The organism is Kribbella sp. C-35, assembly GCF_046549195.1.
GTDB lineage: Bacteria > Actinomycetota > Actinomycetes > Propionibacteriales > Kribbellaceae > Kribbella.
This window is the reverse complement of sequence record NZ_JAJPWG010000003.1, coordinates 1106480-1118648: the sequence shown is the minus strand read 5'-3', so window position 1 is coordinate 1118648 and position 12169 is coordinate 1106480. Positions and strand designations below refer to the sequence as shown.

Annotated in this window: 12 protein-coding genes; 2 read left to right on the top strand and 10 right to left on the bottom strand. The window is 67.9% G+C overall.

All coding sequences use genetic code 11. From position 1 onward, the window contains the following. The first annotated feature begins 56 nt into the window (after positions 1-56). The gene (locus ACLJOO_RS25305) at positions 57-1001 is read left to right on the top strand and encodes a zinc metalloprotease (RefSeq protein ID WP_410789845.1); all 945 of its coding nucleotides are present in this window, start codon (positions 57-59) and stop codon (positions 999-1001) included. Between the two features lie 58 nt (positions 1002-1059). Further along, complete coding sequence (locus tag ACLJOO_RS25300) at positions 1060-2190, top strand: D-alanyl-D-alanine carboxypeptidase family protein (protein ID WP_410789844.1); 1131 nt, start codon at positions 1060-1062, stop codon at positions 2188-2190. Here ACLJOO_RS25300 and ACLJOO_RS25295 read toward each other — a convergent pair. The 10 genes from ACLJOO_RS25295 to ACLJOO_RS25250 all read right to left on the bottom strand — a co-directional run bounded on the left by ACLJOO_RS25295 (position 2184) and on the right by ACLJOO_RS25250 (position 12160). After that, a complete protein-coding gene (locus tag ACLJOO_RS25295; RefSeq protein WP_410789843.1) occupies positions 2184-3239 on the bottom strand; it encodes a YihY/virulence factor BrkB family protein in 1056 nt (351 codons plus the stop codon). The genes ACLJOO_RS25300 and ACLJOO_RS25295 overlap by 7 nt on opposite strands. 28 nt (positions 3240-3267) lie before the next feature. Then, on the bottom strand, positions 3268-3780 hold the full coding sequence (locus ACLJOO_RS25290; protein ID WP_327640230.1) for a 2'-5' RNA ligase family protein: 513 nt from the start codon (positions 3778-3780) through the stop codon (positions 3268-3270). A gap of 7 nt (positions 3781-3787) precedes the next feature. Beyond that, entirely contained in the window at positions 3788-4843 is a 1056-nt protein-coding gene (gene trpS / locus ACLJOO_RS25285) for a tryptophan--tRNA ligase (protein ID WP_410789842.1), read from the bottom strand. Positions 4844-5015: 172 nt separating this feature from the next. After that, positions 5016-5420 (bottom strand): hypothetical protein, encoded by a 405-nt coding sequence (locus ACLJOO_RS25280; RefSeq protein WP_410789841.1) that lies wholly within the window; start codon positions 5418-5420, stop codon positions 5016-5018. 213 nt (positions 5421-5633) lie between these two features. After that, positions 5634-6641, bottom strand: coding sequence for an iron-siderophore ABC transporter substrate-binding protein (locus ACLJOO_RS25275; RefSeq protein WP_410789840.1), 1008 nt, complete (start codon positions 6639-6641; stop codon positions 5634-5636). Positions 6642-6689: 48 nt separating this feature from the next. Beyond that, positions 6690-8033: an N-acetylglucosamine/diacetylchitobiose ABC transporter substrate-binding protein gene (ngcE, locus tag ACLJOO_RS25270; protein ID WP_410789839.1), complete on the bottom strand. Its 1344-nt coding sequence runs from the start codon at positions 8031-8033 to the stop codon at positions 6690-6692. A 12-nt stretch (positions 8034-8045) separates the two neighbouring features. Further along, on the bottom strand, positions 8046-8939 hold the full coding sequence (locus ACLJOO_RS25265) for a carbohydrate ABC transporter permease (protein ID WP_410789838.1): 894 nt from the start codon (positions 8937-8939) through the stop codon (positions 8046-8048). Continuing rightward, positions 8936-9934 carry a carbohydrate ABC transporter permease gene (locus tag ACLJOO_RS25260; protein ID WP_410789837.1) on the bottom strand — a complete coding sequence of 333 codons (999 nt, stop codon included), beginning with the start codon at positions 9932-9934 and terminating at the stop codon, positions 8936-8938. Before ACLJOO_RS25260 ends, ACLJOO_RS25265 begins: the two co-directional genes overlap by 4 nt. Before the next feature lie 2 nt (positions 9935-9936). Next, entirely contained in the window at positions 9937-11355 is a 1419-nt protein-coding gene (gene ngcE, locus ACLJOO_RS25255; RefSeq protein ID WP_410789836.1) for an N-acetylglucosamine/diacetylchitobiose ABC transporter substrate-binding protein, read from the bottom strand. 22 nt (positions 11356-11377) lie between these two features. Next, positions 11378-12160 carry a sugar isomerase domain-containing protein gene (locus tag ACLJOO_RS25250; protein ID WP_410789835.1) on the bottom strand — a complete coding sequence of 261 codons (783 nt, stop codon included), beginning with the start codon at positions 12158-12160 and terminating at the stop codon, positions 11378-11380. Positions 12161-12169: the final 9 nt, after the last annotated feature.

Here is a 12169-nt window from a genome sequence, read left to right as displayed (position 1 = left end):
GAAAATCGCCGGATTCGGCCGCACCGCCCAAAGCGGCCCGATTCTGGAGGACCGCTATGCGATCTTTCGTTACCCGTCCCCGCGCTCTGGCCGTTCTGCTGGCCGGTACGGCGCTTGCGTTCAGTCCGCTCGGTGGACAGGCGACTGCCCAGTTGCCCGTCGACGCGACCGGCAACCCGGCCTGCTTCACGCCGGAGGAAGGTGCCGCCGCGCGTGGCGGCTTCGGTGCCGACCACCGGGAGCTGTCGGCGGCCGAGCAGAAGGCCATCGACGCCAAGACAGCACAGATCCTGAAGGCCAAGGCGGCCCGCGGGCTGGCTCCGCAGACCGGCACGCTGGCCGCGGCGAGTGTTCCCGTCTACGTGCACGTGATGCTCAGCACGTCCGGCGCCGGTGACGTCACCGACAGCCAGATCTCCCAGCAGATCGCCGAACTGAACCAGGACTTCGCCGGCCAGGAGTCGTCGCAGGCCGCGAACACCGGTTTCACGTTCTACCTGGCCGGCACCGACCGCATCAAGAACAACCAGTGGCACAACGACCGGCAGAGCACGCAGTACCGGTCACAAACGCGCAAGGGCGGCAAGAACGCCCTGAACATCTGGCTGGTCGATTTCTCGTACCTCGGCATCGCGACGTTCCCGTGGGACTACGCGAGCAACCCAGGGATCGACGGCATCCGGGTGCAGTACACGTCGCTGCCCGGCGGCTCGGCGACCAACTACAACCTCGGCAAGACCGCGTCCCACGAGGCCGGGCACTGGTTCGGGCTGTACCACACGTTCCAGGGCGGCTGCACGAGCACGAACGACTCGGTGGCCGACACGCCGGCCCAGAGCAGCTCGTCCAGCGGCTGCCCGACCGGCCGGGACTCCTGCTCGCTGCCGGGTCTCGACCCCATCCACAACTACATGGACTACTCGTACGACTCCTGCTACAACCAGTTCACGCCCGGCCAGTCAACCCGCATCAGCAACATGTGGACTGCCTACCGTGCCTGATTCAGGGCATGAGACCCGACTGTGACATCTGCACCGTCGGCCAACTAGAGTGCCGCCGATGCGTTTGCTTCTGACGGCCTGCGCAACCACCGCACTGGTGGTCGCCGGACCTCTGACAGCGACCGCCGCCGACCAGGGCCCACAAGGCCCGGTCGGCGGCGACCTGCTGACCGCGAAGCCGACGGTGGTCGCCAACGGTGCGGCACCGCCGGTAGTCCAGGCATCGGCGTACGTCGTGGCGGACGTGGACACCGGCCAGGTACTGGCGGCCAAGGCGCCGCACGCGCAGCTCCGCCCGGCCAGCACGCTCAAGACGCTGACCGCGCTGGTCCTGCTGCCCCGGCTGAAGAAGACCGATCCGGTGATCGGTTCGGATGCCGACGCCGGCATCATCGGCAGCAAGGTCGGCGTGTACCCCGGCCTGCACTACACCGTCGACCAGCTGTTCCAGGGCATGTTCCTGGCCTCCGGGAACGACGCCGTCCACGCACTGTGCGCCCACGACCAGGGCGGCGTACCCGCGACCATCCAGCGGATGAACGCGAAGGCCAAGGATCTCGGCGCGCTCGACACCCACGTCACCGACCCGACCGGCCTGGACGCCGACGGGCAGTACTCCAGCGCCTACGACCTGGCCCTGTTCGCGCAGGCCGGGCTGACCCGGCAGGACTTCGCCAAGTACGCGTCGACGAAGTACACGACCTTCCCGAACGTCGGCAACAAGGGCACGTACCAGGTCGCGAACCAGAACAAGCTGCTCTTCAACTACGACGGCGCGCTCGGCGTGAAGACCGGCTACACCACGCTGGCGCGGAACACGTTCATCGGCGCCGCCCGCCGCAACGGGCACACGCTGGTGGTCACGATGATGAACGCGCCGCACGGCATCACCGAGGACGCGAGTAACCTGCTGACCTGGACGTTCACCAACTACGGCAAGCTCAAGCCGGTCGGCACCCTGGTCAAACCCGCCGTCGCGCCGCCGAAGACCCAGCCGGAAGGCAAACCCGCCACCAAGCCCGGTTCGGGTACGGCGGACCGCCCGCAGGCACGCACCGCGCTCACCCCCGGCCAGGCAGTCCAGTCACTCGCCCTCCGCGTCCCCGACTGGGCGTACGCCGCCCCGCCCGTACTACTCCTCGGCCTCTTCCTCCGCCGCCCCCGAGCCCTCCGCCGCCGCCGTCACTGACGCCGGACGGACCGCACGGCTCGGAGGCCCTGGACGGCCAGGGTGGTGAGGGTTGCGCCTAGGACTGCGCCGGCGGCTACTGCGACGGTGTCTGCCTTGCGGTCCGGGATTGGGACGACCTTGTAGCGCTTGCCGGGCGGGCCGAGTAGCAGCGGCTCGACCTCGACTGGGCCCGAGGGGAGCTCAGCGGGCTCAGTGGCCTTGGCGTCGAGCGTCGCCTCCTTGGTCCAGGCTGCGACCAGCATGATCACCCGAGTCATCAGGTAGATCCACACCAGCAGCGCGAGCGGCAACGCGACCGCGCCGTACGCCGCGTTGGCGCCGATCACGTGGTTCACGTAGAGGTTGCCGAGCCGCTGGGCGAGGTAGAACACGATGCCGCCGGCGAGCGCGGCGATCAGCGACACCTTGCGGGGCAGGAGGATCCGCGGCAGGGCCGTCTGCATGTAGAGGAACAGCACGGCGCCGGCGGCGACCCCGATCACGAGGCTGATCAGGCCGAGTCCCCAGTGCGCCAGCCAGCTGCCACCGAGGTCGGCCCAGTCGACGATCCGTTCGGACAGACCGGTCAGGACCGACGACGCGCCGGTGGCGATCAGGCCGATCAGACCGAGGCCGACGAGTGCGCCGAGGTCGACGCCCTTCAGCTTGATCGCGTTGCCCGGCTCGTCGTCCAGCTCGTGCATCGAGCGGATCGAGGCGCGCAGCGAGTCGATCCAGCCGAGGCCGGTGAGCAGCAGCGAGGCCCCGGAGACCAGGCCGATGGTCCCGGCATGCCCGATCAGCCCGTCGATGTCGATCCGGTCGCCGATACCGGGCAGGTTCTGCCGCAAGGCGTCCTTCAACGCCTCGATCGCGTCGTGGCCGAGCAGCGGCCCGGTGATCGCCGCGGCCAGCACGATCAGCGGGAACAGCGACAGGAACCCGAAGAAGCTCGTCGCTCCGGCCAGCCGGTTGCCGCGACGATCGCCGTACCGCTTCCACGCCCGCCACAACTGCGTCCGCTGGAACCGCGCCCAGACCGCCTTACCCCGCTGGATGACGCCCATGACTCTCCTGTACCCCGAGGACCGAGGGTCAGCCTGCCAGCGGGAACGACCGTTGCGGGCGCCACACGCCGTCGGAGCCGTGTTCGTAGCGGCTGAAGTGCTCCACGTCGAACGCGCAGTCGTACTCCGACAGGGCGTCGTACGCGCGGTCGAGGGCGTCCTTGTCCAGGTCGTGGGCGACCGTGACGTGCGGGTGGTACGGGAACTTCAGGTCCACCTTGAGCGGGCCGGAGCGGACCTGCGACTGCAGGACCTCGCACGACGAGATGCCCTCGGCCAGCGGCACGAACACCACCGGCGAGATCGGCCGGAAGGTCGCCGTACCGCGCAGCCGGATCCGGAACCGCGGGAACCGGGCCGCGACCGCGAGCAGGTGCTCGTCGATCGCCGCCAGGTCGCCGGCTTCGATCTCGGTCGGCGGCAGCAGCGTGACGTGGGTCGGGATCGACGCGGCCATCGGATCACCGAAGTCGGCACGGTACTTCTGCAACTCCGTGCCGTACGGCTCCGCGATCGGGATCGCGACACCGATTGTGGTCATCCCGGGCCTACCGGCCCTGCGCGGGGCCGGGAACGAAGCCGAGCCGGTCGTACACCCGGGCCAACGTCGGCTCGGTGACCGCGCGGGCCCGCTCGGCGCCGGCCGCGAGGATCGCGTCCAGCTGCGCCTTGTCGTCGAGGTAGCCCAGCGTCTTCTCCCGGAACGGGGTGACGAACTCGACCACGACGTCGGCCAGGTCCTTCTTGAAGTCGCCGTACCCGCGGCCGGCGTACTCGTCCTCGAGCTCGCTGATCTTGCGGCCGGTGAGCGCCGAGTAGATGGTCAGCAGGTTCGCGACGCCGGGTTTGTTCTCCTGGTCGAAGATCACGTCGCGGCCGGAGTCGGTGACCGCGGACCGGATCTTCTTCGCGCTCGCCTTCGGGTCGTCCAGCAGGTCGATGATGCCGGCCGGCGACGAGCCGGACTTGCTCATCTTCGCGGTCGGGTCCTGCAGGTCGAAGATCTTCGCGGTCTCCTTGACGATGTGCGCCTCGGGGACCCGGAAGGTCTTGCCGAACCGGTGGTTGAACCGCTGTGCCAGGTCGCGGGTCAGCTCCACGTGCTGGCGCTGGTCCTCGCCGACCGGGACGCGGTCCGCCTGGTAGACCAGGATGTCCGCGGCCTGCAGGATCGGGTACGTGAACAGGCCGACGGTGGCGCGGTCGGCGCCGCCCTTGGCCGTCTTGTCCTTGAACTGCGTCATCCGGCTGGCCTCGCCGAACCCGGTGATGCAGCCCATCACCCAGCCCAGCTGCGCGTGCTCGGGCACGTGCGACTGGACGAACAGGGTCGACCGCTCCGGGTCGATCCCGGCCGCGAGCAGCTGCGCCGCGGACCGGCGGGTGCGGTCGCGGAGCGCCTTGGGGTCGTACTCCACGGTGATCGCGTGCAGGTCGACGACGCAGTAGAACGCCTCGTGGTCTTCCTGCAGGGCCACCCACTGCCGCACCGCGCCGAGGTAGTTGCCGAAGTGGAAAGAGTCCGCCGTCGGCTGGATCCCGGAGAGCACGCGGGGGCGTCGCTGGGAACCGGCTGCGGAGGGGTCAGACGCAGCTTGGGACATGAGCCCGATTCTGCCAGCGGTCTCAGTCCAACCCACACCCGGGCGGGTTATCAGTCATATTTCAAAAACTATGAGGGCGTCTGAGAAACCTGCGCCGTCGCGAGCAGGTGCTCGGCGAGGTGCCGTACCGAGTGCCGCGCAGTAGGCGCAGGGTTCTCAGACGCCCTCCGAGTCACCAGGACCAGCCGCGGGCGGCCAGTTCCTGCTCTTCCTGCCAGCGTTTCTCCTCGGAGCGTTTCTGCTCCGCCTCCCCCGGGCAGCCGGCCAGCCGGCAGGCCTCGTCGAGAAGGTCGTCGTACGCCGCTTCGAGGGCCATCAGCCGATGCGCGCGGGCGTAGATGTGGGGCGTGGACTCGATGCTCCGGATCTTGGTGGACAGGTGCCCCAGGCGGGTCTGCAGCCGGAGCGTGTCGAACGGATCCGGGTCCGGGACCTGATGCCGGTGCAGCCGGGCCCTTACCCGCGCCGTACGCCGCTGGAGGCTACGCCGCCACCGCGACGGCGGCGGATTCGGCAGCAGGAGGCTCAGCAGGACGCACAGCATCAAGAACAGGATCACCGCACCCAGCCATGCCATCGCTCTCACTCCCCACTCAGAGGGTGTCTGAGGACCCTGCGCCTACTGCGGGGCACTCGGCACGGCACCTCGCCGCACGGGTGCAAAGGCCACGATGCTCCGCATCGAGACCTTCGCCCCCGCACGCCGATGCACCGCACCGAGCACCTCCTCGCTACGGCGCAGGGTTCTCAGACACCCTCTTAGAGCGTACGGCGGCGCGACGCCGCTCAGCTACCCGTTAGTTGCGGGGTTCCCGTCCACCGCGGCCGCCAGCTTCGGGACCAGCTCGTCGAGCACGATCGGCAGGCTGAGCACGGACACGAAGCTGGTCGCGCCGTACAGCTGGTTGTCGTAGTTCTCCTCGACGAACACGTCCCGCCCCTCGGTGCGCACCTTCAGGTTCTTGTAGAGCGGGTCGGCCTTCAGCTTCGCCGTACCGCCCTTGGTCGGGAACCAGACCAGCGCCTGCTGGTCGAGCAGCGAGATCCGCTCCGCGCTGATGTTCGCGCCGAACTTGTCGCCGATCGCCTTGTCCAGCCCGGCCGGCAGCACGAACCCGAAGTCGGTCAGCAGCCGTGACCGCGGATCCTGCGTGCCGTAGATGAAGTAGCCCTCGTACGGCGTCGCCATCAACGCCGGCTTGCCCTTGAACTCGGGATGCTGCGCGCGTACCTCGGAGAACCGCGCCTCGATCCCCTTCACGAGCTCGTCGGCCTGCGCCGGCTTCCCCACCGCCTGCCCGACGGTCCGCGCCACGACCTGCCAGGACACCCCGTAGTCCGGTACGCCAGCCGGTTGCGCGACCGTCGGCGCGATCGCGGTCAGCTTCTTGTAGTCGTCCGCCGAGATTCCGGAGTACAGCCCGATGATCAGATCCGGCTGCAGCGCCGCGATCTTCTCGAACTGGATCCCGTCCTTGTCACTCAGCACCTGAGGTACGGCGCCGTCGCCGAGTTTCGCCTTCGCCCACGGGAACAACGCGCCCGGCTTCTCCCCGAACCACTCGGTCGTCGCCACCGGTACGACGCCGAGCGCGAGCAGCGCGTCCTGCTCGACCAGGCCGACCGTCACGACCCGCTGCGGGGCCTGTTTGACGACGGTGGCGCCGTACTTGTTCTTGATCGTCACCGGGAAGGCGCCGCCCTGCGCACTCGCTGCCTGGGGCGCGTCGTCGTTCCCGCCTCCGCACCCGGTCAGGGCGAGCAGGAGTACGGCCAGGAACACCAGCAGGCGGCGCATGGGAACCTCACAGGGACTGGGTTAGGTTGCCCTAACCTAACTCAGATCTCAGTCCCGGTGGTACTTCGTGACCGCCTTGTCCTGTTTGAGCTTGTCGGCTGCCGCCTGGATCCGCGCGGTCCACTCGGACTGCTGCAGTCCGCCGGCCATGAACTGCCCGGTGGCTGCGGCGGCCGCGTTCGCGAACTCCGGGTACCAGTCGTCGAAGTACCACGTGATGAGCTGATCGCCGGCCGACGCAAGCAGGTCCCGCGCCGAGCTGAGCGCCGTACTCATCTCCAGCCCGTCGGCCGCACCACGAACGATGGTGAGCTGACTCGACTCCGAGGTGACCTGCGCCGCGACATCGGCCGACAGCATCGCCCGCAGGTACTCGAGCCCGCCGGCCTTGTTCTTCGCCTTCTCCGGCACGAGGACCGGCGCGGTCGCCGCGACGTGCAGCCCACTGGCCAGTGCGGGCGACGTGTCCAGCGGCGGTACGGCGAACATCGTCAGCGCGAAGTCCTGCGGGATCAGGCCCTTCATCTCGTTCTCGAGCCAGTTGCCGCACGGCAGCATCCCGACCTTCGAGGCGAGGAGGCGTTTCTGCGACCCGATGTGGTCGTAGTCCGCGGTCCCGGCGGCGAGCAGGCCGCGCTTGGTCAGCTCACCGACCGCGTTGATCGCCTTGGTGACGCTCGCGTCCTTCCAGGCGCCGGCGTCGAGATTGTCGATCCGCTTCACCACGTCCGGGCCGCCGGTCTTGGCGGCCAGCGTGAGCACCAGTTCCAGCAGGTAGTACGGATGCGTACCGGCGTACATGAACGGGCCGAGACCGGCCGCCTTCATATCGGTGCCGAGGGCAAGCAGATCGGGCCAAGAGCGCGGTACGTCCCAGCCGTTGCGCTGGAACAGGCTGGCCGAGTACCAGATCCCGTACACGCTCGCGATGTAGTTGACGGTGCGCTGCGCCCCGTCGTACCGGCCGAAGTTCAGCATGTCCGGCAAGAGTTGGTCCTTGACCGTCGCGTCCTGGTTGTCCCAGGACGGTGCGTCCAGCAACTGCTGCAGGTCGGTCAGCTGACCTTCCTTGACCAGGCGGCCGACCTTCAGCGCGTCGTCGCCGGTGCTGAGCACCAGGTCGGGTGGGTTGCCCGCGGCGAACCGGGGCAGCAACTGGGCGGACAGTTGCGTGGTGACCTTCGGCGTGACCACGGCGGCCGCGTACTTCTTCCGGTACGCCGCCGCCGCGAATCCGCCGTACTCCTCACCGATGACCAGGTCGACCGGAGCGTTCCCGTCCACCGTGAACGGGTTGTCCTTCGACACCGGCGGGGCGACCGGCTTGCTGGTGCAGCCGCTCAGGACCGCACCGGCCAGCGCCCCCTGTAACAACGTCCGCCGTCTCAGCATCACCGCAGGCTATTACTTCACGCCTCCGGCGGTGACGGAGACCTGCAACTGACGCTGGAAGATGATGTAGACGACCAGAACCGGCGCCACCGTGATCACCACGGCCGCGAACAAGGCGCCGAAGTCCACCGCATAACCGGCTTGCGATGCGAACGAGGCCATGCCCTGCGAGAGCACGTAGTTCTTCGAGTCCGTGTTCAGGGCGACCGGGAGCAGGAACTGGTTCCACAACCCCAGGAAGTTGAAGATGGCGACCGACGCCATCCCCGGCCGCGCCATCGGCAACATCACCGAGAAGAACGTGCGCCACTCCCCTGCGCCGTCGATCTGCGCCGCCTCGTAGATCTCGCCCGGCAGCGCCTTGAAGAAGCTGTGCAGGAAGAAGACCGTGAACGGCAGCGCGAACGCGACGTACGTGATGATCAACCCTGGCAGGGTGTTGAGCAGTGCGAGGTTCTTCAGCACGAAGAACAGCGGGACGATCGCCAGGAAGACCGGGAACGTCAGCCCGGCCAGCATCGAGTAGTAGATCAGCCGGTTGCCGGGGAACGTGAACCTGGCCAGCACGTACGCGCACATCGCGCCGAGGATCATCACCAGCACCAGCGCGACGCCGACGACGATCACCGTGTTCGCGAAATAGCGGCCGATGCCGGCCGTCGTCCAGGCGTTGGAGTAGTTCTCGAATCGCAGCTTGCCCGGCAGCGACAGCGGGTTGCCCAGGACCTCCTGCGTGGACTTGAACGAGGACAGCAGCGTCCAGACCAGCGGCAGGATCACCAGCAGCGACCACAGGATCAGCGCGATGTGGGCGGTCGTGGCCACGCCCCTGCCCTCCGGGGCCCGGTGGCCGGGCGCGCGGGAACCGGCGACGACGTCGGCCCGGTCGGCGGCGGTGGTTGTCATCGGCGTACCTTCACTTTCCGCTCACGTCCGCCGGTCAGGGCGTTCACCGTGAAGACCAGGAGCGCGAACAGCATCGTCACCGCGGCCAGGATCACGCCCATGGCCGTCGAGTAACCGAACTGCCCCTTGGTGAAGGCCGTGGTGAACAACTGCTGGGGCATGACCAGGGTCGAGTTCTGCGGCCCGCCGCCGGGGTTCAGCGCCTGCATGTAGACGAAGGCGTCGAGAGCGGCGATACCGAGATAGATGTACGCCGTCTGCACGTTGTCCCGGATCAGCGGCACCGTGATCGACACCGCGCTGCGGAACCGGCCGGCGCCGTCGATCCGGGCGGCCTCGAACACCTCGGGCTCGATGCCCCGGATGGCTGCGATGAACAGCACCATGTAGAAACCGACGAATCCCCAGATCATCACGAACATCGACGCCGGCATGGCGGTCCGCGCATCACCGAGCCACGCGTAGTTCTCGAACTGGTGCAGCCCGATCTTCGACAGCACCGCGTCCAGCACGCCCGAGCTCGGCGTGAACACCTGGGCCCAGATCAGGCCGATCACGATCGCGGGGATCACGTACGGGAAGAACGAGACGATCCGGTAGAAGCCGGCGTACTTCAGTCCGCGGACGGTCCCGGTGCCCGAGCCGCCGATCGTCACCAGCGTGGCGAGGGTCAGCGCCAGCACGATCGTCACGATCGGTACGACGATCGCGAGCAGGACGTTGTTGCGCACGGCCTTCAGGAAGATGTCGTCGTGGAACAGCTTGACGTAGTTGTCGAAGCCGACGAAGTTCATCCCCGAGCTGAACCCGGACCAGTCGGTCAGCGAGTAGTACAGCGCCTGGACGAACGGGGAGACCACGAAGATCACGAAGACCGCCAGCGGCAGGCCGAGGAACACGACCATGAAGCTCGCCCGGTCGAAGGTCAGCGGCCGGCGGCGCCGGGTGACGGACCGCTTGGGTCCGCCTCCCGGCACAGCCTCTTGTTGCGTCATGGTCACTTCGTGACCGGGATCTTCTTGACGGAGCTGTCGTTACGCACCTTGTCGGTGATCTGCTGCAGGCCCTTCGTCAGGCCGGCCGCGTCGAGTTGCCCGGACAGGAACGAGTTCCAGACCACCAGGTTGTCGGTGTTCATGCCGTACAGGCCGACGAACTGGTAGTCGAAGATGTTCGTGCCGGCGGCGTCCAGCATCGCGGTCTGCGACTGCAGCGCGGTCGAACCGAAACCGTCCGCGGGAACGAGACCCTTGACGATCGTCGGCGCCAGCCGCGTCTTGGCGAAGTTGGTCGCCGCCTCCTTGGACAGCATGGCCCGTAGGAGCTCCTTGCCGCCGGCAACGTTCTTGCCCTTCGACGGAACGATGAACGGCTCGCCGGCCGCACTGCGCAGCGCCTCGTACGGCAGCTTCGGGGCGTCGGTGAGCGTGGGCTCCGGGATGCCCTTCATCTGGAACCCGCTCTTGGTGGCCTTCTTCATCTCGTTCTCGATCCACGAGCCCGAGGGGTAGAGGATGGCCTGCTGGTCGCTGCTCCACTTCGCCTGCGCGGCGGTGAACTGGGTGCCGGCGCCGCCCGGGACGAAGTACCCGTTCTTGACCATGGTCTCCATGGCCTTGAAGACGCTCTGGAGCTGCGGCAGCGACCAGCAGTTCTCCTTCAGGTTCTCCAGCGCCAGCCGGACCTCGTCGCCGCCCTCCTTGATCGCGGAGTCGACGGCCAGGGTGTGGTAGTACGTCGCGGCCTCCTTGCCCCAGACGAACAGGTACTTGCCCTTCGCCTTGGCCTTGGCGCCGAGGTCGAGCAGCGCGTCGTACGTCTTCGGCGGCTCCCAGCCGTTCTCCTTGAACAGGCTGTCGGAGTACCACAGGCCGTACAGGGTGAGCACGTAGTTCATGGCGACGAACTTGCCGTCGTACGTGCCGGGGAGCTTGGCGCCCGGGTACAGGGTGTCGGCGATCTTCGTGCCCTCGTAGTTGTTGGCCTCGAAGACGTCGTCCAGCGTCGCCAGCTGGTCCAGGATCGTGTTGAAGCCGATCTGGTTCGCGCCGGAGTTGTCGATCAGGTCCGGCGGGTTGCCGCCGACGAAGCGTGGCTGCAGCTGCTGGGCGATCTGGGTGGACGGGGCGACCTTGAACGTCGAGCCCGCGAACTTCTTCTGCGCGATGTTGGCCGCGAACGTCACGTAGTCGTAGCCGTAGCCGCCGTTGAAGATCACCGCGTCGACAGTCGCCTTGTCCGCCATGCCGAACGGGTTGTCCGCGGTCTTGTCGGCGCCCCCGCCGTCGGAACCGCTGTCGTTGCCGCCGCCGGTGGCACAGGCGGCCAGCAGCGTGCTGCCGCCGGTCGCCAGCAAGGTGCCGACCGCCGCGCGCTGCAGGAACAGCCGCCGCGACAGGTTGTTGGGAGTGGTCATGGTCCCGCCTTCCGAGTGTGTTTCAGGCAGTACGCCGGATACGACCGGCGTACCTTGCTTCAAGGGCGTGGTTGTGTTCGTCGCCACCGGGGATGTTCGCGGACAGGTAGACCGGCGGCGTCTCGCCGGCCGCTGTCATCCGGCGCAGTACCTCGGCCACCAGCATCTGCGCAATCAGGGCCGCGGTGATGGAGGACACGGCACAGACCTTGCCCGCACCATCGGGCAGGTCGAGCACGGAATCGCCGTACGGCGCCTGGTTGTCGAGCACCAGGTCGGCGAAGTCGATCAGCTTCTTGCCGGACGGGTGCCGCGAGTCCATGCCGCCGGTGTGCTGCAGCGAGGTGATCGCGATCAGCGGGTGACCGTGCTCCTTGACCACGCTCGCGAGCTCGACGATCGAGCCGTTCACACCTGAGTTGGAGGCGATGACGAACAGGTCGCCCTCACGGGCCGCGGACAGCTCGTAGAGCTTCCGGGAGTACGCCGGGTCGCGCTCGAGCTCCGCGCTGCGCAGCAGCTCGGGCGGCTCGCCGCCGAGCAGCACGAGGTCGCGCAACGCGATCCGGTTGGAGGCGATCAGCCCGCCGGCCCGGCCCGCGATCTCCATCGCGAGGGCCTCGGAGTGCCCGGAGCCGAAGGCCTGGATGACGCCGTTCGCCCGCAGCGACGTGACCATCAGGTCGGCGGCCTGCTGGATCGGCCCGTCGATCTGGGTGGTGACCGCGGCCAGGATCGGCATCAGGGTTTGAACATACGCCTGCGCGCTCACGCCGCTGGATTCCCCCGTGTCACTGCTGGCCATCAACGGCCC